Source organism: Streptomyces sp. CLV115 (genome assembly GCF_038448545.1).
GTDB classification, from domain to species: Bacteria; Actinomycetota; Actinomycetes; order Streptomycetales; family Streptomycetaceae; genus Streptomyces; species Streptomyces sanglieri.
This window is the reverse complement of sequence record NZ_JBCEWQ010000005.1, coordinates 38,146-62,757: the sequence shown is the minus strand read 5'-3', so window position 1 is coordinate 62,757 and position 24,612 is coordinate 38,146. Positions and strand designations below refer to the sequence as shown.

General features: G+C 72.5%; 24 protein-coding genes and 5 tRNA genes. 10 read left to right on the top strand and 19 right to left on the bottom strand.

All coding sequences use genetic code 11. The annotated features are described in order from the left end of the window. The first annotated feature begins 39 nt into the window (after positions 1-39). Positions 40-627 carry a CGNR zinc finger domain-containing protein gene (locus AADR41_RS03145; RefSeq protein WP_342279818.1) on the top strand — a complete coding sequence of 196 codons (588 nt, stop codon included), beginning with the start codon at positions 40-42 and terminating at the stop codon, positions 625-627. A 4-nt stretch (positions 628-631) separates the two neighbouring features. Here AADR41_RS03145 and AADR41_RS03140 read toward each other — a convergent pair whose 3' ends face one another. From AADR41_RS03140 to AADR41_RS03130, 3 genes are all read right to left on the bottom strand, one after another. After that, entirely contained in the window at positions 632-787 is a 156-nt protein-coding gene (locus tag AADR41_RS03140) for a hypothetical protein (RefSeq protein ID WP_266917187.1), read from the bottom strand. A gap of 263 nt (positions 788-1,050) precedes the next feature. Then, positions 1,051-2,070 carry a LacI family DNA-binding transcriptional regulator gene (locus tag AADR41_RS03135; RefSeq protein WP_342279817.1) on the bottom strand — a complete coding sequence of 340 codons (1,020 nt, stop codon included), beginning with the start codon at positions 2,068-2,070 and terminating at the stop codon, positions 1,051-1,053. Positions 2,071-2,326: 256 nt separating this feature from the next. Beyond that, positions 2,327-2,785 carry a hypothetical protein gene (locus tag AADR41_RS03130; RefSeq protein ID WP_342279816.1) on the bottom strand — a complete coding sequence of 153 codons (459 nt, stop codon included), beginning with the start codon at positions 2,783-2,785 and terminating at the stop codon, positions 2,327-2,329. A gap of 202 nt (positions 2,786-2,987) precedes the next feature. Here AADR41_RS03130 and AADR41_RS03125 point away from each other — a divergent pair, with 202 nt between their 5' ends. Continuing rightward, on the top strand, positions 2,988-3,503 hold the full coding sequence (locus AADR41_RS03125; RefSeq protein WP_342279815.1) for a DsbA family protein: 516 nt from the start codon (positions 2,988-2,990) through the stop codon (positions 3,501-3,503). A 12-nt stretch (positions 3,504-3,515) separates the two neighbouring features. On the opposite strand, the gene AADR41_RS03120 is transcribed toward AADR41_RS03125, so the two are convergent. The 3 genes from AADR41_RS03120 to AADR41_RS03110 all read right to left on the bottom strand — a co-directional run bounded on the left by AADR41_RS03120 (position 3,516) and on the right by AADR41_RS03110 (position 6,290). Continuing rightward, positions 3,516-4,352, bottom strand: coding sequence for a GNAT family N-acetyltransferase (locus AADR41_RS03120; RefSeq protein ID WP_342279814.1), 837 nt, complete (start codon positions 4,350-4,352; stop codon positions 3,516-3,518). A 64-nt stretch (positions 4,353-4,416) separates the two neighbouring features. After that, positions 4,417-5,238 carry an aminotransferase class IV gene (locus AADR41_RS03115; protein WP_342279813.1) on the bottom strand — a complete coding sequence of 274 codons (822 nt, stop codon included), beginning with the start codon at positions 5,236-5,238 and terminating at the stop codon, positions 4,417-4,419. Then, complete coding sequence (locus AADR41_RS03110) at positions 5,238-6,290, bottom strand: chorismate-binding protein (RefSeq protein ID WP_446750973.1); 1,053 nt, start codon at positions 6,288-6,290, stop codon at positions 5,238-5,240. The genes AADR41_RS03115 and AADR41_RS03110 overlap by 1 nt, the downstream gene beginning before the upstream one ends. Positions 6,291-6,434: 144 nt before the next feature. On the opposite strand from AADR41_RS03110, the gene AADR41_RS03105 reads away from it, so the two are divergent. The 5 genes from AADR41_RS03105 to AADR41_RS03085 all read left to right on the top strand — a co-directional run bounded on the left by AADR41_RS03105 (position 6,435) and on the right by AADR41_RS03085 (position 6,880). Next, positions 6,435-6,507 (top strand) — tRNA-Gly (locus AADR41_RS03105). A 37-nt stretch (positions 6,508-6,544) separates the two neighbouring features. Next, positions 6,545-6,618, top strand: a tRNA-Cys gene (locus tag AADR41_RS03100). Position 6,619: 1 nt separating this feature from the next. Next, a tRNA-Val gene (locus tag AADR41_RS03095) sits at positions 6,620-6,691 on the top strand. A 19-nt stretch (positions 6,692-6,710) separates the two neighbouring features. After that, positions 6,711-6,782 (top strand) — tRNA-Val (locus AADR41_RS03090). Between the two features lie 23 nt (positions 6,783-6,805). Then, positions 6,806-6,880: transfer RNA gene (locus AADR41_RS03085), tRNA-Val, on the top strand. A gap of 166 nt (positions 6,881-7,046) precedes the next feature. On the opposite strand, the gene AADR41_RS03080 is transcribed toward AADR41_RS03085, so the two are convergent. The 3 genes from AADR41_RS03080 to AADR41_RS03070 all read right to left on the bottom strand — a co-directional run bounded on the left by AADR41_RS03080 (position 7,047) and on the right by AADR41_RS03070 (position 8,953). Beyond that, positions 7,047-7,328, bottom strand: coding sequence for a TFIIB-type zinc ribbon-containing protein (locus AADR41_RS03080; protein ID WP_342279812.1), 282 nt, complete (start codon positions 7,326-7,328; stop codon positions 7,047-7,049). A 68-nt stretch (positions 7,329-7,396) separates the two neighbouring features. Then, positions 7,397-8,368 (bottom strand): aminoglycoside phosphotransferase family protein, encoded by a 972-nt coding sequence (locus AADR41_RS03075; RefSeq protein ID WP_342279811.1) that lies wholly within the window; start codon positions 8,366-8,368, stop codon positions 7,397-7,399. 378 nt (positions 8,369-8,746) lie between these two features. Further along, positions 8,747-8,953 carry a hypothetical protein gene (locus tag AADR41_RS03070; RefSeq protein ID WP_124718801.1) on the bottom strand — a complete coding sequence of 69 codons (207 nt, stop codon included), beginning with the start codon at positions 8,951-8,953 and terminating at the stop codon, positions 8,747-8,749. Positions 8,954-9,567: 614 nt separating this feature from the next. Here AADR41_RS03070 and AADR41_RS03065 point away from each other — a divergent pair. Further along, positions 9,568-10,911, top strand: a complete 1,344-nt coding sequence (locus tag AADR41_RS03065) for a serine/threonine-protein kinase (RefSeq protein WP_342279810.1) — start codon at positions 9,568-9,570, stop codon at positions 10,909-10,911. 40 nt (positions 10,912-10,951) lie between these two features. Here AADR41_RS03065 and AADR41_RS03060 read toward each other — a convergent pair whose 3' ends face one another. From AADR41_RS03060 to AADR41_RS03025, 8 genes are all read right to left on the bottom strand, one after another. Then, on the bottom strand, positions 10,952-11,770 hold the full coding sequence (locus AADR41_RS03060) for a TrmH family RNA methyltransferase (RefSeq protein WP_342279809.1): 819 nt from the start codon (positions 11,768-11,770) through the stop codon (positions 10,952-10,954). A gap of 100 nt (positions 11,771-11,870) precedes the next feature. After that, positions 11,871-13,127 (bottom strand): uroporphyrinogen-III C-methyltransferase, encoded by a 1,257-nt coding sequence (cobA, locus tag AADR41_RS03055; RefSeq protein ID WP_342279808.1) that lies wholly within the window; start codon positions 13,125-13,127, stop codon positions 11,871-11,873. A 203-nt stretch (positions 13,128-13,330) separates the two neighbouring features. Further along, a complete protein-coding gene (cobT, locus tag AADR41_RS03050; protein ID WP_342279807.1) occupies positions 13,331-16,852 on the bottom strand; it encodes a nicotinate-nucleotide--dimethylbenzimidazole phosphoribosyltransferase in 3,522 nt (1,173 codons plus the stop codon). 333 nt (positions 16,853-17,185) lie between these two features. Beyond that, on the bottom strand, positions 17,186-18,424 hold the full coding sequence (gene cbiE / locus AADR41_RS03045; RefSeq protein WP_342279806.1) for a precorrin-6y C5,15-methyltransferase (decarboxylating) subunit CbiE: 1,239 nt from the start codon (positions 18,422-18,424) through the stop codon (positions 17,186-17,188). Between the two features lie 107 nt (positions 18,425-18,531). Beyond that, entirely contained in the window at positions 18,532-19,179 is a 648-nt protein-coding gene (locus AADR41_RS03040) for a GNAT family N-acetyltransferase (protein WP_342279805.1), read from the bottom strand. A 140-nt stretch (positions 19,180-19,319) separates the two neighbouring features. After that, positions 19,320-20,186, bottom strand: coding sequence for a MetQ/NlpA family ABC transporter substrate-binding protein (locus tag AADR41_RS03035; RefSeq protein ID WP_342279804.1), 867 nt, complete (start codon positions 20,184-20,186; stop codon positions 19,320-19,322). Between the two features lie 75 nt (positions 20,187-20,261). Next, on the bottom strand, positions 20,262-20,933 hold the full coding sequence (locus AADR41_RS03030; protein WP_342279803.1) for a methionine ABC transporter permease: 672 nt from the start codon (positions 20,931-20,933) through the stop codon (positions 20,262-20,264). Further along, entirely contained in the window at positions 20,930-21,991 is a 1,062-nt protein-coding gene (locus AADR41_RS03025; RefSeq protein WP_342279802.1) for a methionine ABC transporter ATP-binding protein, read from the bottom strand. Before AADR41_RS03025 ends, AADR41_RS03030 begins: the two co-directional genes overlap by 4 nt. A 621-nt stretch (positions 21,992-22,612) precedes the next feature. Here AADR41_RS03025 and AADR41_RS03020 point away from each other — a divergent pair. Next, complete coding sequence (locus AADR41_RS03020; RefSeq protein ID WP_124718793.1) at positions 22,613-22,972, top strand: hypothetical protein; 360 nt, start codon at positions 22,613-22,615, stop codon at positions 22,970-22,972. 2 nt (positions 22,973-22,974) lie between these two features. Next, entirely contained in the window at positions 22,975-23,412 is a 438-nt protein-coding gene (locus AADR41_RS03015) for a hypothetical protein (protein WP_266917162.1), read from the top strand. A 26-nt stretch (positions 23,413-23,438) separates the two neighbouring features. On the opposite strand, the gene AADR41_RS03010 is transcribed toward AADR41_RS03015, so the two are convergent. After that, complete coding sequence (locus AADR41_RS03010) at positions 23,439-23,942, bottom strand: GNAT family N-acetyltransferase (protein ID WP_342279801.1); 504 nt, start codon at positions 23,940-23,942, stop codon at positions 23,439-23,441. Positions 23,943-23,978: 36 nt separating this feature from the next. Next, positions 23,979-24,545, bottom strand: coding sequence for a sigma-70 family RNA polymerase sigma factor (locus tag AADR41_RS03005; protein WP_342279800.1), 567 nt, complete (start codon positions 24,543-24,545; stop codon positions 23,979-23,981). Between the last annotated feature and the right edge of the window lie 67 nt (positions 24,546-24,612).

Below are 24,612 nucleotides of genomic sequence, written 5' to 3'. Positions count from 1 at the left end.
TCGGCGGACACCCGCCCGCCGGAGGCAGGGAGCTGAAGCGTGCTGATCCCCCACGACACCCGGATCGCCCTCGACACGGTGGTCGAACTGGTGAACACCGCACCCGAGAGCGAGCCGCCGGAGGGCGGGCAGCCGCAGAGCGGGCGGGGCGACGGCCTCGCCGACATCGACGCGCTCTACGACTTCGCGCGGCGCCATCGGATCAGCGGCGTGGACGAGCTCCACGACAAGGACCTGCGGGCGGTACGGGACGTACGGGCGCGCTTCGCCGAGATCTTCGCGACCGACGACGCCCGGACCGCCGCCTCGCTCGTCAACGCGCTCGTCGCCGCCGCCGGCACCACGCCCCAGCTCAGCAATCACGACGGCTACGACTGGCATGTTCACTACTTCGCCCCGGACGCGTCGATCGCCGACCACCTCGCCGCCGACTGCGGCATGGCGCTGGCCTTCATCGTGGTGGCCGGCGAGCAGGAACGGCTGCGCAGGTGCGAGGCACCGGACTGCCGGCACGCCTTCGTGGACCTGTCCCGCAACCGCTCCCGCCGCTACTGCTCCAGCCGCACCTGCGGCAATCGTCTGCATGTGGCCGCGTACCGGGCACGCCGCAAGGAAGCGGCCGGCTGACCGCTCACAGCATGAAGAGATCGTGCAGCGCGGCCATCAGCAACAGGCTGCCGACCACCGCGAGGAAGATCATCAAAGGCGGCTGGGAGAGCGCGAAGAGGCAGCCGCGCGGCTCTTCGTCAGGGCTTGCGGGGACATCGCCCCGGGAGGTGTCGACCATCTCAGGACGATCATGACTCAGACCACCCCCCGTTGGCGATCAACACGCCTTTTCACACCGGGAGTTCACCCACCCCGGCACCGGCCCGGATTCGCTCCGGCGTCCGATCTCCCGCCACACATTCGGCGCCGCACCCGGAGCGCCACGCATCCCAACTCCCCCGAGGGGAACGCCGGGACATCGTCGTCACTGGTCAACTCAGTCCGGCACGCAGCGAATTCGGGATGGAGCCGGCACACCCCGGCGGCTTCCGCCCCGCCGTCTCAGCGCGGTGTCGAGCTGGACGCCCGCACCACGAGCTCCGGCTGGAGCACCACACTGCGGTGCTCGTGCGTGCCGCCCTCGTCGTCCGACTCCTCCAGCAGGAGCTCCGCGGCCATCCGCCCCATGACGACTGCGGGCTGGCGCACCGAGGTGAGCGGTACCGCGGCGGCGGCGGCGAATTCGATGTCGTCGTAGCCGACGATGGCGATGTCCTGCGGCACCCGGACGCCCGCCGCGTACAGCGCCTGGAGCACCCCCAGGGCGAGCAGGTCGTTGGCGCAGAACACCGCGGTCGGCCGGGGCACCAGGCCGAGCAGCCGGGCCCCGGCATCGCGCCCCGCCGCCACGTCCAGCCGGTCGGAGGGGATCTCGACGAGCGCCTCGGGCGGCAGCCCGGCGTCCGCGAGGGCCGCCAGGGCGCCTTCGCGCCGGTCCCGGATCTGATGGAGGTCGCCCGGACCGCTGACGTAGGCCACCGAACGGTGGCCGGCCGAGACCAGATGGCCGACGGCGAGGGAGCCGCCGCGGACGTCGTCGACGGAGACCGCGCAGGTCCCCGTGCCCGGCGCCACCCGGTCCACCAGCACATGGGGGATCCGGTGGCGGGCGAACGCCTCCAGGTTCCGGCCGCTCGCGTCGGCCGGGGTGATCAGGACGCCGCAGACCCGTTGTTCGGCGAAGAGCCCGAGGTACTCGGCCTCCTCCGTCGGGCTCTGGTCGCTGTTGCAGACCATGACACCGAGACCGGCCGCCCGGGCGGCGCGCTCGGCGCCGCGGGCCACGTCCACGAAGAACGGGTTGCCCATGTCCAGGACGAGCAGGGCCATGATCCGGCTGCGGCCCGCCCTGAGCTGGCGCGCCGACTCGCTCCGTACGTAACCGAGTTCCTCGATGGCGGCGAGCACCCGGGCGCGGGTCTCCGGCAGCACCGCCTCGGGCCGGTTGATCACGTTGGACACGGTGCCCACGGAGACTCCGGCCTCCCGGGCCACATCCTTGATCCCTGCCACACGCGCCACTTGCCTGCCCCACTGCTGCCATCGTCCGCACCGGTCCGCGGCGTGTCCCCATCGTACGGATGGCGTCGCGGGGCGGACCGGTCCCGTACCGGAGAGCCCGGCTCCCCGAGCCGCCCGTCTCCCACGGATGAACTGTTTCAATCCGGTCGCCACAAGCTAGCTCTGCGTCTGTACACCGTCAACAATCGCCCATGAATCGATTCATCGCCCATGAGCCGACTGCCCCGGCCCTCCGCGGCCGGGGCAGAGACAGAGATCAGATTCCGTGCTTCTTCAGGATGGCCTCGATGTCGCTGAAGTCCTCGCCCGGCGCGGCGGCGGACTGCTGCCGGGGCTTCGCCTTCGGCTGCGCCCTCGTCCCCTGGGTGCCGGCGCCCAGGGAAGGCGCCGAGGCCGCGGGGGCGACCGCCTCGCCCTGCGCTCCCCGCGCGGCGGCCCGGCGTTCCTTGCGGGTGCCGCCGCCGCGGCGCTCGATCGCCCGGGTCGTCATGAACAGCAGCCACGCCACGCCGAGCAGCCCGAAACCGAGCCAGACACTCGGCTTGAAGGCGATCCCGGCGACCCAGTCCACGATCCCGGTCAGGACCAGCGCGATCGGGACGAGGGAGTAGGCGGCGATGCGGGTCGCGGCGAGGAAACGCTTTCGCCAGGCGGTGACGGCGGCGATGCCCAGGCCCGCCGCGGACACCGCGGAGCAGATGGTCTCGGCAAGCATCGGTGCCTCCTGGCTGCACGGGGAAACGTCCCTTCCATCCTGCACCGGTGACCGGCCCGGTGGCCACGATCCGGGACGGCATCAGGGACATTTCAGGGCCGGGATCCTCCCCAGGTGCCGATCGGCGCCGGGCCGGCCGTTCGCGGCCCGGTGGGCCGGGTGCCGATTGGGAGGCTCGCGCACGCCCTGGGAGACTGGCCGCATGAGCGATTCCACCCCTGCGGCCCCCGTCGTCCTCGACGTCTGGTGCGAGCTCCAGTGCCCCGACTGTCACCAGGCCCTCACCGATGTGCACGCCCTGCGGGCCAAGTACGGCGACCGGCTGGAGGTGCGGCTGCGGCACTTCCCGCTGGAGAAGCACAAGCACGCCCATGCCGCCGCGCAGGCCGCCGAGGAGGCCGCCGACCAGGGGAAGGGCTGGCCGTACATCGAGGCGGTGCTCGCCCGTACCGACGATCTCGCCCGCACCGGTGAGCCGCTGCTCGTCGAGGTGGCACGGGAACTCGGCCTGGACCCCGAGGAGATGGACACCGCACTCATCGACGGACGCCACATGCTGATCGTCGACGCCGACCAGGCCGAGGGCAAGGCGATCGGCGTCACCGGCACCCCGACGTATGTGATCGGCGACGAGCGGCTGGACGGCGGAAAGAGCCAGGACGGGCTGCGCGGGCGGATCGAGGAGATCGCCGACCGGCTGCTCGCCGAGCGCGGCTGAGCGGCCCGGTCCTCAGAGGTTCTTGACCAGGTTGTACCGAGTCGTCCGGTAGCCGAGCGACTCGTACAGCCGCAGGGCAGGTGTGTTGGACGCGAGAACGTGCAGTCCCAGCCGGTCGTCGCCCGCGCCGAGCGCGATGCGTTCCGCGTGGAGCATCAGCGCCCGGCCGTACCCCCGCCCCCGGAACTCCGCACGCACCTCGACGTCGAAGACGTAGCCCACCGGCATCCCCGGATGCATTTCGTACCGCGCCACCCAGACATGTCCCACGGTCTCGCCCTCGTGCACGAGGACGTGCATATGCGTCCCCTCGGTGGCGAGGCCGTGCGGCAGGTGCCGGGCGTGGCTGGTCCCGGCCTTCCGCATGGCCTGGTCCACGGGGACTCCGCGTTCGATCCAGGTCTGCGCGTACTCGGTGATCGCGTCGCGCTCCCAGTGCGCGAACTCCTCCTCCGTCATCGGCCGGACGCCGACGGAACCGGGCAGGGCGGGCGGGGCCGATTCCAGTTGTTTGACCATGTTCCGGCTGCGCTCGGTGTACCCCAGCGTGGTGGCGAGCGCGTGCCCCGCCGGATCGTCCGCCGGGACCATCACGCTCATCCGGGTGCAGCCCCAGCCGCGCAGCACCTCTTCGGCCGCCAGCGCCGCGATGGTGCCGCGACCGCGCCTGCGGCGGGACTCGTCGATGTGCAGGGAGCGCAGTACGCCCGCCTTCGCGCCGAAACCCGGATCGGTGCCGATCTCGACGGCGCCGACGGGCCGCCCGTTGTCGCACACGTCGTACGTGCGGGTCTGCGCACCGTCGGCGCCTTGCTGGATCGGCCCGGTCGGCCGGAGGGTGGTGGTCATCGGAGATGTTCTATCCACTGGAGCCCGGCTCGTCACCCGATTTCCGGGGCGGACATGCCCGGCTCTACGGGTCGAGGTCGTTTCCGGCCCGCTCGTCGAAGATCCGCATCGCCTTGGCGGTCACGGGGCCGACCCCGCCGGGCAGCTCCCTGCCGTCCACCCGGCCGACGGCCTGCACATCGCGCAGGGTGGAGGTGAGGAAGATCTCCTCGGCCCGCTCCAGGACGTCGAACGGCAGCTCGGTCTCCTGAGCGCCCGTCCACTCCGCGGCCAGCGCGCGGGTGATCCCGGCGAGGCAGCCGGAGGCGACCGGCGGGGTGTGCAGCTGCCCGTCGAGGACGACGAAGACATTGGACCCGGTGCCTTCGCAGAGCTGCCCCGCGGTGTTGGCGAAGAGCGCCTCCGAGGCACCGTGCTCGTGTGCGCGGGCGAGGGCGACGACGTTCTCGGCGTACGAGGTGGTCTTGAGGCCGGTGAGCGCGCCGCGTTCGTTGCGCGTCCAGGGGACGGTGATCACGGCGGTGGTGTCGGGACGGCGGGCCGCCTCGCCGAGGGCGACGACGAGGCCGGGTCCGGCGTCGCCGCGGTCGGAGCCCAGCGGGGAGAGCCCGCCGGTGTAGGTGATGCGGAGCCTGCCGAGTGCCATCGGGTTGGCGTCGACGACGTCGGCGCAGGCGCGGCGGACCTCGTCGAGGTCGGGGTCGGGGAGTCCGAGGCCGCGGGCCGAACGGGTCAGCCGGTCGAGGTGGCGGGTGAGGGCGAAGGGCCTGCCGCCGACGGTCTTGACCGTCTCGAAGATGCCGTCCCCCACGGTGAGTCCGTGGTCGAGCACGGACACCCTGGCGTCTTCGGCGTCGCGCAGTTCGCCGTTGACCCAAATCCTCATCACGCGGTCCTTCCTGTTGTTCCGTGATCGCCCGATGCCACAGCGAGCAGCCGGGACGCCTTGAGTTCGGTCTCGTCCCACTCGCGTTCCGGATCGGAGCCCCAGGTGATGCCGGCCCCGGTGCCGAAGCGGAGGACCGGCGCGGGACCGGTCCGGTCGATCCAGAAGGTACGTATGCCGACGGCGAGCGAGGCGGTGCGGCGATCGGCGTCGACCCAGCCGATGCCCCCGCAGTAGGGCCCGCGCGGGGCGGTCTCCAGCTCCTCGATGATCCGCAGGGCGCTGGACTTGGGTGCTCCCGTGACGGAGCCGGGCGGGAACGCGGCGCCGAGGAGTCCGGGCCAGCCGACGCCCTCGGCGAGCTCACCGCGCACGGTGGAGACGAGGTGGACCAGGCCGGGGTGCTTCTCGACCACGCAGAGGTCGGGAACGGTGACCGACCCGGTCGCGCAGACCCGGCCCAGGTCGTTGCGGACCAGGTCGACGATCATCACGTTCTCCGCGTGGTCCTTCTCCAGCAGATCGTCCTCGGTGCGCCCGGTGCCCTTGATCGGTCCCGATTCGACGGTCCGGCCGTCCCGCCTCAGGAAGAGTTCGGGGGACGCGGTGGCCGTCTCCACGCCGTGCGCGGGCAGCCGGATCGTGCCCGCGTACGGGGCGGGGTTGCCGCGGGCCAGCAGCGCGGTCAGCGCGTCCACGTCGGCGGCGTCCGGATCGGGCAGCGGCGCGGTCAGCACCCGGCAGAGGTTGGCCTGGTAGACCTCGCCCGCCGCGATGTACTCGCGGATCCGCCGTACGCCCGCGATGTACGCGGCGCGGTCCAGGGACGAGGTCCAGTCACCGGCCGCGGGCCCGTGCCAGGCACCTGGCACGGGGGCGGGCACCGCTTCGGTGCGTACGGAGCCGAAGCGCGCGCAGACGAGGCGGCCCTCGAAATCGGCGGATACGGCCCAGAACCCGGATGATTCAAGGGCTGCGGGATCACTGGTCACGTCCCGCAGATCGGACGCGACGAGGCCGCCGAAGCGGGCTATTGGGGCGAGGTCGTGCACGTCGTCGAGTCTAGGGCGGGCCGCGATGACCTGCGCCGGGCAGGCGCACCTCAGCACGCTGCACAAACGCGTTTTTGTACTGGCCCGGGAATCCGCTAGAGTTCAACACGTCGCCGGGACACGCAAGTGAACCGGGAAAGACAAGCGGACGTAGCTCAGTTGGTAGAGCGCAACCTTGCCAAGGTTGAGGTCGCCAGTTCGAACCTGGTCGTCCGCTCGCAGAAAGTGGGGGATCTTCCCGAGCCCTCACTCCTGGTGGAGTGGCCGAGAGGCGAGGCAACGGCCTGCAAAGCCGTCTACACGGGTTCAAATCCCGTCTCCACCTCCAAGGACGATTAGCTCAGCGGGAGAGCGCTTCCCTGACACGGAAGAGGTCACTGGTTCAATCCCAGTATCGTCCACTGGTCCGCAAGGATCCCCGCGCGATTAGCTCAGCGGGAGAGCGCTTCCCTGACACGGAAGAGGTCACTGGTTCAATCCCAGTATCGCGCACGCAGTACACGCAGGTTCACCCTGCGCGATTAGCTCAGCGGGAGAGCGCTTCCCTGACACGGAAGAGGTCACTGGTTCAATCCCAGTATCGCGCACCACCAGAAGCCCCGGTCGACTCGACGACCGGGGCTTCGTCGTTCCCGGCCAGCGGACTAGGGCTCGGACGACGCACCGCGGGCCCGGACGGAACGCGTCCGGGCCCGCGGTCACGCACTCAGCAGTGGTGTCCCGTTCAGGTGGTGTCCCGTTCAGGTGGTGTCCCGTTCAGGACGAGAAGAGCATGCGGCCGAAGCTCTTGTGGCGGTAGTGACCGCCGTGGCCGCCCTGGTACTGCGGGGCGCCCCAGGCGGGCGCCGGGGCGGCCGGGTACGCCTGCGGGGCCGGCGGTGCGGGCGGGGCCTGCTGCGTCCACTGCGCCTCGATGCGGGTGAGGGACTCCAGCTCGCCGTAGTCGAGGAAGATTCCCCGGCAGCCGCTGCACTGCTCGATCTGTATGCCGTTGCGGTTGTACGTGTGCATCTGTGCGTGGCACTTGGGACACTGCATGGTTCGGCTCACTCCTCGCCGTCGGGTCGCCGTCGCCGGAATTCATGCCCGCCGACGGTCGGTTCAGCCTACGACGAGTGTTCGGCGCCCAACTCGGGCGGGAGAGATGCAATTCGGGCACAGGCGTCGATCATTGTTTCTTCCACCTCATCCGGAGTCCGGCCCTCCACGGCCGACTTGGCGAATGCCAGCGCGGCGGCCTGCACGGTCAGCGCGCGGGCCGGCACATCCAGGTCCGGCCAGGGGTCGCCCTCGGCGCACACGGCGGGGCCGCCCGCCGCCCGGTAGGCGTCCAGGAAGCGGAGCCAGACCTCGGGGGGCAGGATCCCGGCCGCGTACCAGGCCGCGGGGCGGGCGAGGTCCCAGGCGGGATCGCCGAGACCGGCGTCGTCCACGTCGATGAGCAGCCAGGGTCCGTGCGGGGCCGGGTGGCGGACGAGTTGGCCCAGGTGCAGATCGCCGTGGCAGAGGAAGCGCGACCTGTGCGGGGGTGCGGCGGCCTCGTCGCGGGCCCAGGCCGGCAGCCGGCGCCAGGCTTCGAGTACGGGGGCGGTGGCCGGGTCGCCGGGCCGGGCGGCGCGCATCCGGGCGACGGCGTGTGCGGCCTTCGCGGGGCCCCGCATGGGCGGGAGCGCGAGGGAGGCCGGGGCCGGGGTCCGGTGCAGCCCGGCCAGCAGAACGGCGGCCTCCTCCCAGGGGGCGGTGTCCGGGTCGCCGGGGTCGACGGGCCGGCCGTGGGGCCAGAGGGTGACCGGGCGGCCGTGGAGGGTGGCGGGCGGTGCGCAGGGGCCCGGTGGCAGCGGGGCGAGCAGGATGCCGGTGAGACGGGGGTCGTTCGCGAGGGTGAGGCGGCTGAGCAGGCCGGGGGTGTCCGTGTCGGGGGCGTGGGCCTTGGCGACGACGGCCCCGCTGCGGACCACCGTGCCGTCCGCACGGTCCGCGAGCACCGTCGGAGGCGAGCAGGCGCACCGGGCTCCGGGGTGTTCGTGGGCGACCCGATGGGCGAGATCGCCCAGCGCGCGTACGACTGCGGTGGTCACGGTCTCCCCCGGTGGCGGACTGGTACGGGCGGGTCCGGTCCGCACCGGGCCCGCCGACGAGCGTACGCGCGCCGGAGCCGGTCGTGGACGGCGGTGAACGCCACCGCGCCCGAAGTCTTCGCGGGGAGGGTTTCCCGGGGCGGCGAGGAACGCTGATGCGCCGGAACGATGCTCGGGGCGACGGTGAACGCCGCTGTGCCCGAAGGGTGCACGGCCCGCCGGCACGGTCGCCCGGCCGTGAACGGCTCCGGAAAGCGCGATGTCCGGTCAGCTCCCCAGCTGACCGGACAAACGCTGCCGTCCGCCGCACCCCCGTCCCCACGGGGTTGTTGGCCGGATGTCCCGGTCCGGACCGCTCTTCCGGACCCGGGGCGCCGCTCAGCGCCCCAGCATCACGCCCACGGACGACGCCTGTGTGACCACTGCGTCCCAGCCGCCGAAGACGACCACGAGCAGGGCCGCCAGAGGAAGAACCATCGCCGTCGCCACCAGCGGGTGGCGCGTGCCGGAGGACGGGCGGCTGCCGAACGAGGCTTGGGCCCTGCGTCCTGCGCGGATCATGGTCCGCGGTGCCGTGTCCGCCATGGTTCCTCTCCTGACTCGATGTGGGGCGGCGGGCGTGTGACCTCGGGGGACGAGTATTGCGCCCGCCGCTTGACCTCAACATTAGGGACGCGGCGCGCTGCGGGCGTCATGCCCGCGTACCGATTGCCGGGCCTCCCGGAGGATGAGCCCCGGGCCGTCGGTGTACTCCCCTGGGTGGAGACCGGGCGCCCGACCCCGGGGACATCCCGGAGGGGTACCCGAATCGGCGCGATGGTCGCGCGGCACCGGAGCCGCTGTGCGACGCGGCCGACCGGCCCGCGCGGCGACGGGAACCGTGACTTCACTCACCCTTCCCCCTCCCTCTTTCCGGCGGCCCTCCCCCGGTGCGCCGACGGAGGCCGCGGGCGCGTGTCCCGGCCGAGGCCGGCGTCGTACGGCGGATGTCCAAAGTCGCTCCAACCACCGCTCGCCGCAACCGTCTTGGGGTCCGGGCCCGTCCGGCACGGCAACCGTCCGGGCCCCATGCCCCGTCAGGGAGCGGACCGCGCACGGACAATCGATGGGCCGGTGAGGGCGCGGCCTCTGAGCACCCCGGGCGCCGGGTACGTAAGCTGTGCCTCGTCAGGCGGACCAGGCAGCGGGGATGGGCAGACATGGCGATGATGCGGCTCCGGCGCGAGGACCCGCGTGTCGTCGGCTCGTTCAGGCTGCACCGGCGGCTCGGCGCGGGCGGCATGGGTGTCGTCTACCTGGGCTCGGACCGGCGGGGCCAGCGGGTGGCGCTGAAGGTGATCCGCCCGGATCTGGCGGAGGATCAGGAATTCCGCTCCCGTTTCGCCCGCGAGGTGTCCGCCGCACGGCGGATCCGGGGCGGCTGCACGGCGCGCCTGGTGGCCGCGGACCTGGAGGCGGACCGTCCGTGGTTCGCCACACAGTACGTACCGGGCCCCTCGCTGCACGACAAGGTCGCCGAGGAGGGGCCGCTGTCGGCGGCCGAGGTCGCCTCGATCGGGGCCGCGCTCTCCGAGGGCCTGGTGGCGGTGCACGAGGCCGGGGTCGTCCACCGCGACCTGAAGCCGTCGAACATCCTGCTCTCCCCCAAGGGCCCCCGGATCATCGACTTCGGGATCGCCTGGGCGACCGGGGCCTCCACTCTCACCCACGTCGGCACGGCGGTGGGATCGCCGGGGTTCCTGGCGCCCGAGCAGGTGCGCGGCGCGGCCGTGACGCCCGCGACCGATGTGTTCTCGCTCGGGGCCACGCTCGCCTACGCGGCCATGGCCGACTCGCCCTTCGGGCACGGCAGTTCCGAGGTGATGCTGTACCGCGTGGTGCACGAGGAGGCCCAGTTGCGCGATGTGCACGATGCCCTCGCACCGCTGGTGAGCGCCTGTCTGGCGAAGGACCCGGAGGAGCGGCCGAGCACGCTCCAACTCTCCATGCGGCTCAAGGAGATCGCGGCGCGGGAGGCGCAGGGGCTGCACGAGAGCCGGCCGCCCGTGCAGCGTTCGGCGCAGGAGCTGGACCGGCCGACCGGCCGTCTCGACGGCCCGTACACCGAGCAGCAGACCCGGCGGTCGGCTCCTCCCCCGCCCCGTCAGCAGAAGCAGAAGCAACCGCAGGGCAGCAGGCCCTCCTCCTCGCGGTCCTCCGCTCCCCGGACCGGTGGTTCACGCCCCCAGCAGCATCAGCCGCCGCGCAACACCACCCGGTCCGGGCGGCGCCCGCAGGGTACGAACGGGGCGAACGGCCGGCCGGGAACGCGGCCCGGGGCCCGCACGACTTCGGCGGGGCTGCGTCCCGCCAACCCTCGGCTGCTGCGTCAGCGGCTCGTCGTCTTCGTCGTGGTGACGCTGCTGGTGGCGCTCGGCATCGCGGCGGCCCAGGGCTGCCAGGGGCCGTCCCGGGGGCTGGGGACGGATCCGGGCCCCCGGCAGGACCGGAGCCACGCACTGATCGAGACGCCGTCCCAGGGCCTGCGGCCGGAGACGCCCTAGCCGGGCGGCTGCTCGGTCAGCCGCCCATGCGGTCGCCCGGTCAGTTCTGCGGGCGGCCCGATGCCACCGCGTAGAAGGCGACCGCCGCGGCCGCGCCCACGTTGAGCGAGTCGACGCCGTGCGCCATCGGAATGCGTACCCATTCGTCGGCGGCGACCAGGGCCCGGGTCGACAGTCCGTCGCCCTCGGCGCCCAGCATCAGTGCCACCCTGTCCATCCGGTGCGGTGCCGCCTCGTCGATGCTGCCGGCCTTTTCGTCCGGGGTCAGCGCGAGGAGCCGGAAGCCCGCTTCCCGTACGGTCTCCAGGTCCTTGGGCCAGGTGCCGAGACGGGCGTAGGGGACGGAGAAGACCGCGCCCATCGAGACCTTGACGGAGCGCCGGTAGAGCGGGTCGGCGCAGTCCGGGGAGAGCAGCACGGCGTCCATGCCGAGGGCGGCGGCGCTGCGGAAGATCGCCCCGATGTTGGTGTGGTCGTTGACGGCCTCCATGACGACGACCCGGCGGGCCGTCGTCAGCAGCTCGTCGGCCGTCGGCAGCGGCTTGCGCTGCATCGAGGCGAGCGCGCCGCGGTGCACGTGGTAGCCGGTGACCCGCTCGGCGAGTTCGGGACTGACCGCGTACACCGGGGCCGGGACCTCGTCGATGACGTCCCGCATGAGGTCGACCCACTTCGCCGAGAGCAGCATCGAGCGCATCTCGTAACCGGCGTGCCTGGCGCGCCTGATGACCTTCTCGCCCTCGGCGATGAAGAGGCCCTCCGCGGGCTCTCGCCTGCGCCGGAGTTCGACGTCGGTCAGTCCGGTGTAGTCACGCAGTCGGGGGTCGTCGGGGTCGTCGACGGTGATGAGATCAGCCACGGGTTTGATACTGCCTTGTCCGGTGTGTGGTGCCAACGGCTCGGAGGAAGATCCGTTACCGCTGGTTACTCGGTGAGGGTGCGGGCGGTGTCCGGGCCGGCTACTCGGCGGGGCGTGGTGCGGTGCCGGTGCCGACCGCGACGACATCGCCGATGACGATGACCGCGGGGGGACGTACGTCCTCGGCGGCGGCCCGTTCGGCGACGGTCGCGAGCGTCGCGTCGACGCGGCGCTGGGCGGCCGTGGTGCCCTCCTGGACCAGGGCGACCGGGGTGTCCGGGGACTTGCCGTGGGCGACGAGGGCCGCGGCGATGGCGCCGATCTTGTCGACGGCCATCAGCAGGACCAGGGTGCCGCGCAGCCGGGCGATCGCCTCCCAGTCGACCAGCGAGCGCTCGTCGTCGGGGGCGACATGGCCGCTGACGACGGTGAACTCGTGGGCGACCCCGCGGTGGGTGACGGGGATTCCGGCCGCGCCGGGCACGGAGATCGAGCTGGAGATGCCGGGGACGACGGTGCACGGGATGCCCTCGGCGGCGAGCGCCTGTGCCTCTTCCATGCCCCGGCCGAAGACGAACGGGTCGCCGCCCTTGAGCCGTACGACGGCCTTGCCGGCCCTGGCGTGCTCGATGAGCGCCTGGTTGATCGCCTCCTGTGCCATGAAGCGGCCGTAGGGGATCTTCGACGCGTCGATCACCTGGACGTGCGGCGGCAGTTCGTCGAGCAGGTCGCGCGGGCCGAGCCGGTCGGCGATGACGACGTCGGCCTCGGCGAGGAGGCGGCGGCCGCGCACCGTGATCAGGTCGGGGTCGCCGGGGCCGCCGCCGACCAGGGAGACTCCGGGGGCGGGCCGGGTGCGGTGGTGCGGGGCGGCGAGCGTGCCGTCGCGCAGTCCCTCGACAATGGCGTCGCGGACGGCGGCGGAGTGGCGCGGGTCGCGGCCCTGGGCGTCGGTGGACAGGACGGCGACGGTCACGCCTTCGCTGCGGCCGGTCGCCGGCGTCCAGGCGGTCGCCACATCGGCGTTGTCGCTGCGCACGCACCAGGTGCGGGTGCGCTCGGCCTCGGCGGACGCGGCGTCGTTCGCGGCGTCGTCGTCGGTGGCGATGAGCGCGTACCAGGTGTCTGTCAGGTCCCCGTCCTCGTACCGGCGGCGCTCCCAGCGGATCTCACCGGCGTCGGCCATCGCCTCGACGGCCGGGGTCGCGGACGGCGACACGAGGGTGATGTCGGCGCCGGCCGCGATGAGCGTGGGCAGGCGGCGCTGCGCGACCTGGCCGCCGCCGACGACGACGACGCGGCGCCCGCTCAGGCGCAGTCCGACGGGGTACGCGGGGTGATCGGCGTGCTCGGCCATGGCGGTGCGGACTCCTCGTGCGGTGCGGGGTGCGGGCCGCTGCGACGGTGGAGCGGCTGTGACGTGCGGTTTTGTGGGCGTGGGTCCACGATACGGGGTGCGTCGGGGCGGGGGCTGTCCCGCCCGAGACCGTGGCCCCTGCCGGAAACCACGTACCCGGCCCGGCGCTCGTGGCGCCGGGCCGGGTCGGCCGTGGCCGGGTACTACTTCTCGGTGACGCCCGCCGAGTCGAACGTCGCCACTTCGTGCATCGCCCGCGCCGCGCTCTGCACGATCGGCAGCGCCAGCAGCGCCCCGGTGCCTTCGCCGAGGCGGAGGTCGAGGTCGACCAGCGGGCGCAGGCCCAGCTTGTTGAGGGCGGCGACGTGGCCGGGCTCGGCGCTGCGGTGGCCCGCGATGCAGGCGGCGAGGGCCTCGGGGGCGATCGCCCGCGCGACCAGGGCCGCGGCGCCCGCGCTGACGCCGTCCAGGATGACGGGTGTACGGAGCGAGGCGCCGCCCAGCAGGAAGCCCGCCATCGCGGCGTGCTCCAGGCCGCCGACCGCGGCGAGCACGCCGATCGGGTCGGACGGGTCGGGCTGGTGCAGTTCGAGGGCACGGCGTACGACGTCGACCTTGCGGGCGTGCATCTCGTCGTTGATGCCGGTGCCGCGACCGGTCACCTCGGCCGGGTCCATGCCCGTGTACACGCAGATCAACGCGGCGGACGCCGTGGTGTTGGCGATGCCCATCTCGCCGGTGAGCAGGCCCTTGTTGCCTGCCGCGACCAGATCGCGGGCGGTCTCGATGCCGACCTCGATCGCGGCGAGCACCTCCTCGCGGGTGAGCGCGGGGCCGGTGGTGAAGTCGGCCGTTCCGGCGCGCACCTTGCGGGGCAGCAGGCCGGGCGTCGCGGGCAGCTCCATGGCCACACCGACGTCGACCACGCACACCTCGGCGCCCACCTGGGCCGCGAAGGCGTTGCAGACCGCGCCGCCGCCGAGGAAGTTGGCGACCATCTGGCCGGTGACCTCCTGCGGCCAGGCCGTGACGCCCTGGGCGTGCACCCCGTGGTCGCCCGCGAAGATCGCGACGGCCGCGGGCTCGGGAATCGGCGGCGGGCACATCCGGGACAGCCCGGACAGCTGCGCCGAGATGATCTCCAGCATGCCGAGTGCACCGGCGGGCTTGGTCATCCGCTTCTGGCGTTCCCACGCCTCGCCGAGCGCCTTGGCGTCCAGCGGGCGGATGTTGGAGATGGTCTCCTGCAGCAGGTCGTGCGGCTCCTCGCCGGGCAGGGCGCGGCGGCCGTAGGTCTCCTCGTGGACGACCCAGGACAGCGGGCGGCGCTTGGACCAGCCCGCCTGCATCAGCTCGGGCTCCTCGGGGAACTCGTCGACGTAACCGACGCAGAGGTAGGCCACGACTTCGAGGTGCTCGGGCAGGCCGAGGGCCCGGACCATCTCACGCTCGTCGAAGAAGCTGACCCAGCCGACACCGAGGCCCTCGGCGCGGGCGGCGAGCCAGAGGTTCTCGACGGCGAGTGCGGAGGAGTACGGGGCCATCTGCGGCTGGGTGTGCCGACCGAGGGTGTGGCGGCCGCCGCGAGTGGGGTCCGCGGTGACGACGATGTTCACCGGGGTGTCGAGGATGGCCTCGATCTTCAGTTCCTTGAACTGCTTGGCCCGGCCCTTGGGCAGCGACTTGGCGTAGGCGTCGCGCTGACGCTGTGCCAGTTCGTGCATGGAGCGGCGGGTCTCCGCCGAGCGGATGACGACGAAGTCCCAGGGCTGCGAGTGGCCGACGCTGGGCGCCGTGTGCGCGGCTTCCAGGACGCGGAGCAGAACCTCGTGCGGGATGGGGTCGCTGCGGAAGCCGTTACGGATGTCACGGCGCTCACGCATGACGCGGAGCACCGCCTCGCGCTCGGCGTCGTCGTAGCCGGGGGCCGGCGGGCCGGCAAGGGCCGCGGCCTCTTCGGACCCGGACGCCTCGGGGGCGTCGGAGGCGTCCGGCGCCTCGGGCGCCCCGTCTCCAGCGGCTTCCGGCTCAAGGGCCGGGGCCGGGGCCGCCTCGGCGGGCTCCTGGGCCCGGACTTCGGCAGGCAGGGCCTCGACGGGCAGGGCTTCGGGCTGCGCGGCGGCCACCGGGCCGGGCTCCGCGACGGGACCGGCCTCCACGGCCTCCGCGGGGGCCGTGATGTCCGGGGTCTCGATCACCTCGGGGCCCTGTTCGGGCTCCGGCTCGGACACCGCCGGAGCCTCGGCCACGGGGGCCGCGGCGGGCTCGGCGACCTCGGCGGTCACGGCGGGCTCGACCGTCTCGGAGGTCTCGACGACGGCCTCGGCCGCGACGGGCTCCGCCGGCGCCACGGGCCCCATGGCGATCGGGACGCGCTCGGGCTCGGGCTCGGGCTCTGCCACGACCTCGACCTCGACCTCGGCTTCGGGCTCGGGCTCCGCCGCGACGTTCTCCTCGGCCACGGGGGTCGGGGCCAGGTGCGGAGTCGTCGGCACCGAACCTTCCACGGGCACGAACTGACCCATGGGGACGGCTTGTGCGCCTTCCTGCGGCGCGATCGCTTCGGCGGCGATCTCGGCCGGGCCCTCTGCCGGGATCTCTGCGGGCGTCCCGGCCTCGGCCGGTACCGGTTCGGCGGCGGGAGCCGGAGCAGCCACGGCCTCCGGTGCCGCGACCTGAGCGGGCTGGGCGGGCTGGGCGGGCTGGGCATCGGGCACCGGCGCCGACTCGGCGACCGGCACCGAGGCGGCGGGCACCGAAACGACGGCCTCCGAAACCACCGGCTCCGGAACGACCTGCTCGGGAGCGGACTGCTCGGGGACGACCTGCTCGGGGACGGCCTGCTCCTGGACGGCCTGCTCCTGGACGGCCTGCTCCGGAACGACCGATTCTGCTGCCACGGGTGCGGTCTCCGGCTGCGGGGCCTGGGCCTGGGCCCCCCACGGGCTACCGCCCTGCGGCAGGATCTCGCCGAGCTGCGGGCCCGGCAGCGCCGACGCGTCGTCGGTCGGCAGCTCGAAGTACTCCGGGCCGGTGGTCGGCGGTCCGGCGTGGCGTGCGGGGGCCTGAGGGCGGGCCTGCGCCTGGGGCGCGCCCGCGGGTCCGCGGTCGGCGAGCGAACGCACGACTCCGCCGGTCGGCGCACCGCCGTAGGACGGCGTGCCGTCGGGCACGACCGGGCCGCGGTGCAGCGGCCGCCGCGCCGGGTTCTGGGTCTGGGCGGCCGGAGCGGGGGCGGAGGCCGGGATGCGCACGCCCGTCAGGTCGACCGAACCGGAGTCGCGGCCACCGGACTCGTGGGTTCCCTGGCCGGTTTCGGGCAGCTGCTCCGCCACCGCCTGCTGTGCGGCGTGCGCCTCAGCGGCCTGAGCCTGGGCCTGGGCGGGCTCCTGCACCTGGACCTGGACGGGGCCCTGGGGCTGTGCGGGGGTCTCGCCGGCCGGCTGGGCATAGGGCTGTGCCACGGGCTGGGCCTGATAGGCGGCCTGTCCGGGCAGCGGGGCCTGGGCGGCGACGCCCTCGGGGTACTGGCCGGGGGCCGGTACGGCCTGCGGGTCGCTCCAGGCTCCCTGCGGGCTCGGCATCAAAAGGAGGTCGTCGTCCTCGGAGACATGCTCGGAGGGAGCGAGGTAGGTGTAGGCGTCCGGGGCGGCGACGCCCGGCTGCTCCACCGTGCCTGCGTTCTCCGGCAGTCCCTCGACCGGGATCTGGCCGGTGTCACTCATGCGTACCCCTCGCCCATCGTCAGTGCTCCTTCGGCCCTTCGCCCGGGACGCCCGAACACGGCACGCCGGCGCTCGTCAACAAGAACGAGCGGGCTCGCCGCGCGGCACGAATCGGTCGCGGACATACTGCATTCTCGCGGTCGTTCGCCGCCGCGGCAGCTCATTTCGCCACGGCCCGCTGTGGACTGCGCCACGTCGCGCGTCCCCCGGTTCTGCCGTACCACAACGGGGGCCAAAACGGTCCCCTTTTCCGGACATTGACGAACGAAGCGACGAACGTCCCGGCGCGGTACAACGATCGGCCAGCCTACCTCCCGCTGTACGCCGACCAGGTCACGGGGCGAGGTCGGAACGCAGCGCCGACAGGAGAAACACGACCGAGCGCTCGCGCTCCGACCAGGCCTCCGTGTCGAGTTCGACGGACTGGAGCAGCGAGCAGCGGACCGTGTATCCGTTTCCGCTCAGGGCGGCGCCGAGCGCCTCGGCCTCGTCCCGGGTCGAGGCATGGGTGACGATGCGTTCCGGCCGCCGTTCGGTGACGGCGGTGACGACGGGCACCCCGCCGCCCCCGATCCGTACGACATCGGGTTCCGGCAGCCGTTCCAGCACATGGGGGGCCAGGCCCTCGACGACCTGGAGCTGTACACCGAACGCCCGCGCCGCCGCCGCGGTCCGGGCGCAGGCGGCCGGGTCGCTGTCGACCGCCAGGACCGCCGCGCCGAAACGGGCCGCCTCCACGGCCAGGGCACCGCTGCCGGAGCCGATGTCCCACAGCAGGTCGCCGGTACGGGGGCCGAGGCGGGCCAGCTGGGCGGCGCGCAGCCCCGACGACCCGCCCTCGCCGCTCTCCGTCGCGGCCCCGGTGTCCGCGCCCGCGTACGCCTCGGTGGGCAGTGCCCAGCCGCGTACGTCGTGGAGGCTGGCGGGGAGGCCGCCCGCGATCCAGGCGCCGGTGGCCTGTGGTTCGGGTCCGCCGCCGATGACGATGACCACGTTGGGGTCGCGCCAGACGTGGTCGGCGGCCTTCTCGGAGGTGACGACGGAGACCTGTTCGCGGCTGGTGCCGAGCTCCTCGCAGATGACGAAGGTGCGGTGGACGCCTTCGAGGAGCAGGGCGAGTTCGGCGGGGCCGGCGCCGGGCGAGGTGAGGACGGCGACCTTGTGGTGGGCGCGGCAGACGTTCACGGCGCGGCGCAGGGTGCGGGGGTGGGCGACGACCGTCCGGGCGTCCTCCCACGGCATGCCCGCGCGGGCGAAGGCGGCGGCGACCGAGGACACCGCCGGGACCACCTCGACCTCCAGGCCGTGTTCGGGTGCGCGGAGGTTGCGTACGACTCCGAAGAAGCCGGGATCCCCGTCGGCGAGGACCACGGCGCTGCCCCGGTGGCCGGCGATCCGGCGGGCGGCCAGGTCGATGGAGCCCAGGCGGATGCGTTCGGCGTTCGCCGGGACTTCGGGAAGTGCGAGGTGGTGGGCGGCTCCGGCAACGAGCGTGGCGGCCGAGAGGGCGGCGGTGGCCGCTGCCGTCAGTGGTGAGCCGTCCCAGCCGATCACGGTGACCCGATCGGCCATCTGTCGTCAGTCTCCTGGAGTCGTCGCAGGTGGGGGTGGTGGTGTGAGTCGGGCAGGGTGAGAGTACCCGGTCCGTGCCGACGCGGTGTCGGGGCCCCTTCGCGGGGTCAGTTCCAGTCGTTGTAGGCGCTGTAGCCGCCCGCGTCGGCGAGCTGCTCGGCGACGCCTTCGAGGTCTTCGGGGAGCAGGCCCCAGACGATCAGGTCGGTCCTGATGTCGGTCCAGCCGCCGTCCGTGCCGTTCTCGGTCCGGGTCCGCGCTATCCGGGCGTTGCGCAGGACTCCCTCGCTGATGCAGCCGAGCTTCTGGGCCACCTGTTGCGAGGCGGTGTTGTCGGCGGCGGTGCGCAGCTCGATGCGTTCGAAGCCCTGGTCGCGGAAGAGCCACTGGGCCAGTGCGAGCACGGACTCGGTGGCGTATCCCTCGCCGCGGGCCCAGGGGGCGGTGATGTAGGCCGCCTCGGTGGCGCGGGTGCGCCAGTCGGTGTTGCGGAGCCGGACCGAGCCGACCAGGCGCTGGGTGAGGAATTCGGTGACGGCGAGGACGATGCCGTCGCCGCCGGTGCGCTGGGCGGGGGCAATCCTGCGGACCCAGCGCTCGGCGTCGACCTGGGTGTAGGGGTAGGGGGCCTCGGTCCAGGCGACGACGAGTTCGTCGTTCATCATCTCGATGTACGCGGGGACGTCCGCCATGTCGAAGGGGCGCAGCACCAACCGATCCGTGCTGATGGAGATGTCCGGAAAGGTGGAAGTCATGCGCAGCTCCATGCCGAAGACCGTTAAAGGCACAGCATGCAGCATCGGGGCGGTGGTGCGCATGGGCGGGTCCGCACGGCGGAGCCCCGCGCCCCCCGGGTGGGGTGCGCGGGGCTCGTCGGACAAATGCCGTGCGGGTGTCAGGACTTGGCGGCGGTGCCGAAGGCCGGGACGACGGAGCCCTGGTAGGTGTCCTCGATGAACTTCTTGACCTCGTCGGAGTGCAGGAGCTTCACGAGCTTCTGGACGCGGGCGTCCTTCTCGTTGCCCTTCTTCACGGCGATGATGTTGGCGTAGGGGTTGCCGTCGGCCTTCTCCAGCACCAGGGAGTCCTTGGCGGGCTTGAGGTCGGCCTGGATCGCGTAGTTGCCGTTGACGACGGCGGCGTCGACGTCGTCCAGGGCACGGGGCACGGTGGCGGCCTCCAGCTCCTTGAACTCCAGGCCCTTCTTGTCGGTGATGTCGCTCAGCTTGGCGCTGGTGCCGACGCCGTCCTTGAGGGTGATGAGGCCGTTCTCGGCGAGCAGCTGGAGGGCGCGGCCCTCGTTGGTGGTGTCGTTGGGGACGGCGACGGTCTGGCCGGCCTTGATGTCCTTGAGGTCCTTGACCTTCTTGGAGTAGAGGCCGAGCGGCTCCAGGTGGACGGTGCCGGCGGAGACCAGGTGGGTGTTGTTCTTCTTGTTGAAGTCGTCCAGGTAGGGCTGGTGCTGGAAGAAGTTGGCGTCGACCTGGCCGGTCTCGGTGGCGGTGTTCGGCAGGACGTAGTCCGTGAACTCCTTGACCTCCAGCTTGAGGCCGGCCTTCTTCGCCAGGTTCTTCTGGACGAAGCCCAGGATGTCGGCGTGCGGCGTCGGGGACGCGGCGACGACGAGCGCCTTGGAGGTGTCGGCCTTGGCGCCGGCCTCGCTCTTGGTGTCCGGGTCGGACGAGGTGCCGCAGGCGGTGAGGCCGAAGGCGAGGGCGGCGGTGGCGGCGGCAGCCGCGGTGATCTTGATGTTCTTACGCACGAAAAGTGCCTCTTTCCGGTGGTGATGGTGGTGCGCCCGGACAAGGAGTTCGGGCTTGTGAGCGGAGTGGAGGTCTCAGGTGATGGTGCGGCCGCGGCGGGCCAGCAGCCGGACGGCGCCGTCGCCGATCAGCTGGATCACGGTCACGATGACGATCAGCAGCGCGACGGTGATGAGCATGAACCGGTTGTCGAAGCGCTGGAATCCGTAGGTGACGGCCTTGGAGCCGAGCCCCTCGCCGCCGACCGCGCCGGCCATCGCGGAGTAGCCGATGAGCACGATGACGGTGGTGGTGACGCCGGAGACGAGCGAGGGCAGCGACTGCGGCAGGAGCACCTTGCGGACGATCGTCGGGATGGATCCGCCCATCGACTGGACGGCCTCGACGAGCCCGTGGTCGACCTCGCGGACGGCGGTCTCGACGAGCCGGGCGAAGAACGGGACGGCGCCGACGGAGAGCGGCACAATCATCGCGGACGGGCCGATGAAGGTGCCGACGACCCAGGTGGTGAAGGGGATCAGGGCGATCAGCAGGATGATGAACGGCAGCGAGCGGCCGATGTTCACGATCACGCCGATGACCTTGTTCACCGGGGTGTTCTGCAGCAGTCCGCCCTTGTCGGTGAGGACGAGCAGGACGCCGAGCGGCAGCCCCACGAGCACGGTGACGACCGTGGACCAGAGCACCATGTAGAGGGTGTCGACGGTCCCCTGGGTGAGCAGCGGCTGCATTTCGGACCAGGTCACTTCGCCACCTCCTTGGTGAGCGGGGCGGGGGTCTGTACGGGGATGGCGGGGCCGTCGTTCGCCACGACCTCCGCCTGGAGGCCCTGCTCGCGCAGGAAGCCGATCGGGACGACGTTCTCCTCGAAGCGGCCGGGCAGCTCGATGCGCATCCGGCCGATCTGCTTGCCGCCGACGGTGTCCATCGCGGCGCCCAGGATCGAGATGTCGATGTTGTACGTGCGGGAGAGCTGGGAGATCACCGGCCGGCCGGCCGCGTCGCCGTGGAAGGTGACGTCGACGACCGTGCTGTCGGGGCCGGAGGCGGCGCCGCCGACGGGGAACAGCTCGTGGGCCAGTTCGGAGCCGGGGGTGGCGAGCAGTTCGCCGACGGTGCCGGACTCGACGATGCGGCCCTTCTGCATCAGCGCGGCGGAGTCGCAGACCGTCTTGACGACGTCCATCTCGTGCGTGATGAGCAGGACGGTCAGGCCGAGCTGCTGGTTGAGGTCGCGCAGCAGCTGGAGGATGGAGCGGGTGGTCTCGGGGTCGAGGGCCGAGGTGGCCTCGTCGGAGAGCAGCACCTTCGGGTCCCCGGCGAGGGCGCGGGCGATGCCGACGCGCTGCTTCTGGCCTCCGGAGAGCTGGCCGGGGTAGGCCCTGGCCTTGTCGGCGAGGCCGACCAGGCCGAGGAGTTCGAGGGCCTTGCGGGAGCGGTCCCGGCCGGGGACGCCGAGGATCTCCAGCGGGAGTTCGACGTTGGCCTGGACGGTGCGGGAGGCCAGCAGGTTGAAGTGCTGGAAGACCATGCCGATGCGGCTGCGCGCCTCGCGCAGTTCTTTGCCGGCCCGGTGGCCGCGCCCGGCGAGTGCGGTGAGGTCCTGGCCCGCCACGGTCACGGTGCCGGAGGTGGGACGTTCCAGGAGGTTGACGCAGCGGATCAGGGAGGACTTGCCGGCGCCGCTCTGTCCGATGACGCCGTACACCTCCCCCTCGCGGACGTGCAGGTCGACGCCGTCCAGGGCGGTGACCTCACGGCCGCGCGACTGGTAGACCTTCGTGAGGCCCGAAGTGGTGATCACAGGGGTTTCCGTCACTGTCGAGTGCGCGGCGCGGTGGCCGCCGGGCACGGGGCATTCGTCTGATGAGCCTGTTTGGACGTTTCGATCGGACGTTCCAAGCTGGGGTCCGGCACGGCTCGGGGCGGCGGGTGGCCGGGCAGCGGTGCCGGGGCAGGCTCGTTCCGCTGGATGCGGACGGCTCGGGCTCGGTCTCGCTTCGGGGCGCGAGGATCGGGCGGGGGCCCTCAGAAGGTGCGCATTCGACACATACAACGAGCACCGGGCGTCGTGATCGCCTCGGTCGCAAGGATGCGGCTGCTCGTCGTGGTCATGGGCCAAGTAAAACAGACGTAACGTTCCTCCCGACCCGGCTGTCCGAATAGCGGACAGTCGTGGATGGCCTCGTGAGACGGCCCGGCCGGATTCCGTGGCTCCCGGCCGACCGGCTGTGACCTGCGTCGATGCGGCGGAGAGCGCACGCAGGGGGCAGCGGCGACGGCGTCCGTGACCGGCCCGGAACAGTGCCGGGCTGTGGCAAAGGCCACGGACCACGTCCCGCTCGCCGGCCCGGCCCGCGACCCGCCCGGAGCGGCGGCGGGGGGCGCACGCAGGGGGCCGTTTGGTCCGTAATACCCTCACCCCATGCTTGTCGCCCTGACGGTCGCGGTCGCCGTGACCGCGCTCGCCCTCGCCGCCTGGTGCGGATTCGCCGCGTACCGGGACCAGCCGACCAAGGACTGGCACTTCATCGGGATGGCCGTGGTCTCGCTGCTGGCGCTGGCCCAGCTGGTGGTGGGCATCGTGCAGCTGTCCCGGGGCGAACGGCCCGAGCAGGGCATGACGATCTTCATCGCGTATCTGATCGGGGCCTTCCTCGCGGTGCCGGCGGCGGGTTTCCTGTCGCTGACCGAACGGACCCGGTGGGGTTCGGTGACGGTGGCGGCGGGCGCGGTCGTGCTGGCCGTCCTCGAAGTGCGGCTCTACGACATCTGGGGAAACTGACCGTGACCGACACCGATCGCACCCCCGCGGCGGCCACCGGCGAGAAGCAGCCCTTCGACCTCGGCACCGGCCCCGGCCGGGTCCTGGTCTGGTTCTACGGGGTGTTCACCGTCGCGGCCGCCTCCCGCTCGATCGTCCAGATGATCCTGGACTTCGGCAGGGCACCGCTCGCCTATGTGCTGTCGGCCGTCGCCGCGCTGGTGTACGGGTTCATCACGTACTCGCTGGTGCGCGGGGGCGAGAAGGCGCGCAGGTCCGCGCTGGTGTGCTGCGCCGCGGAACTGCTGGGTGTGCTGGTCGTCGGGACCTGGACGATGGCGGAGCCCTCGGCGTTCGCGGACGCCACCGTCTGGTCCGACTTCGGCATGGGATACCTGTTCATCCCGGTGATCCTGCCGGTCACCGGGATGATGTGGCTGCGCCGGGCCAGAACCGCGTAGCTCCCGCGCGCCGGCCCGTGCGGCTCCTACGCGCTGGCGACGTACGCCGGTTTCGTGGCGTCCTTCTCCAGGAGGATCATCAGGACTCCGTCCCGGCCGGTCTCGTTGCCGACGGGCGCGTAACCCGCCCGTCGGTAGAGCCGCAGATTACTCTCGCTGCGATGGCCGGTGTGCAGCCGGAACAGGGTGGCCGACCGCTCGTCGGTGAGTCCCGCCTCCGCCGCCCGCAGCAGCCGGGCCCCGAGACCGTGCCCCTGGAGCCGGGGGTGGACGCAGAGCCTGCCGATCTCCCCCGCGCCGTCCTCGCCGACGGCCCCCCGGACCGAGCCGACGACCTCGTCACCCAGCCGCGCCACGAACACCAGGTTCGTGGCGATCTCGGCGTGCAACGAGTCGAGGGTCTGGACGAGCGGGTCGATCCGGTAGTTCCCGTACAGCTCCGCCTCGCTCTGGAAGCAGAGGTACTGGAGTTTCAAGATCTGTTCGGCGTCCTGTTCCGTCGCCGCCGAGATGATCACGCTCATGCCCATCCGCGCATGCCTCCGCCCACCTGATCCACCGGTTGTCTAACGCTCCTTTCCCCGCAGTTCAGGAGCAGCAACCTCCGCCGCGAGCATTCTGCGCAGACATCCAAGGCAACGGGAACGGATCGGGCCCAAACTCCCCTGTGACATACCCAACTTCCCTGCGATTTCCCGGTAGGTGGGATCGCCGGGGGCGAGCATCGCCGCCATCAGCCGGGCGCACCTGCCGGGCAGCCGGTCCACCGCCGCGCGCAGCGCCCGCCGTTCGTCGGCGCCGAGGGCGAGCCGTTCGGGGCAGCCGGCCGGATCCGCGGCGGTCTCGTCGCGGAAGGGGCGTTCGTGCCGGGTGGTGCGGCGGGCCCGGCGGGCCTCCGCCCGAACGGTGTCCCGCACCCAGCGGGCCGGGTCCACCGGTGGCCCCTGACCCGCGAGCCGCTCCAGCAGCCGCAGCCAGACGGCCTGTTCGAGGTCGGCCGGTTCGACCGCCGCCCCCGTCGCCGAGGCGGCCGCCTCGGCCCTGGCCTCGGCGCTCACCAGCGGATGCAGGGCACGTACGAAGGTCACGGGGGTGGCGGCGGGGGCTGCCGGAACAAGATCGAGAAGGGTCATGCCCCGGCCGACGCGCCCGAGGCGGCGGCCGGTTGCCGTATCCGGCGGGCACCACCCGACCGGGGCA

Coding starts and splice junctions, on each gene's coding strand:
- AADR41_RS03140 (WP_266917187.1), bottom strand. CDS start 787: ATGGTCGACACCTCCCGGGGCGATGTCCCCGCAAGCCCTGACGAAGAG.
- AADR41_RS03130 (WP_342279816.1), bottom strand. CDS start 2,785: ATGCTTGCCGAGACCATCTGCTCCGCGGTGTCCGCGGCGGGCCTGGGC.
- AADR41_RS03125 (WP_342279815.1), top strand. CDS start 2,988: ATGAGCGATTCCACCCCTGCGGCCCCCGTCGTCCTCGACGTCTGGTGC.
- AADR41_RS03120 (WP_342279814.1), bottom strand. CDS start 4,352: ATGACCACCACCCTCCGGCCGACCGGGCCGATCCAGCAAGGCGCCGAC.
- AADR41_RS03115 (WP_342279813.1), bottom strand. CDS start 5,238: ATGAGGATTTGGGTCAACGGCGAACTGCGCGACGCCGAAGACGCCAGG.
- AADR41_RS03080 (WP_342279812.1), bottom strand. CDS start 7,328: ATGCAGTGTCCCAAGTGCCACGCACAGATGCACACGTACAACCGCAAC.
- AADR41_RS03070 (WP_124718801.1), bottom strand. CDS start 8,953: ATGGCGGACACGGCACCGCGGACCATGATCCGCGCAGGACGCAGGGCC.
- AADR41_RS03065 (WP_342279810.1), top strand. CDS start 9,568: ATGGCGATGATGCGGCTCCGGCGCGAGGACCCGCGTGTCGTCGGCTCG.
- cobA (WP_342279808.1), bottom strand. CDS start 13,127: ATGGCCGAGCACGCCGATCACCCCGCGTACCCCGTCGGACTGCGCCTG.
- cobT (WP_342279807.1), bottom strand. CDS start 16,852: ATGAGTGACACCGGCCAGATCCCGGTCGAGGGACTGCCGGAGAACGCA.
- cbiE (WP_342279806.1), bottom strand. CDS start 18,424: ATGGCCGATCGGGTCACCGTGATCGGCTGGGACGGCTCACCACTGACG.
- AADR41_RS03040 (WP_342279805.1), bottom strand. CDS start 19,179: ATGACTTCCACCTTTCCGGACATCTCCATCAGCACGGATCGGTTGGTG.
- AADR41_RS03020 (WP_124718793.1), top strand. CDS start 22,613: ATGCTTGTCGCCCTGACGGTCGCGGTCGCCGTGACCGCGCTCGCCCTC.
- AADR41_RS03010 (WP_342279801.1), bottom strand. CDS start 23,942: ATGGGCATGAGCGTGATCATCTCGGCGGCGACGGAACAGGACGCCGAA.
- AADR41_RS03005 (WP_342279800.1), bottom strand. CDS start 24,545: ATGACCCTTCTCGATCTTGTTCCGGCAGCCCCCGCCGCCACCCCCGTG.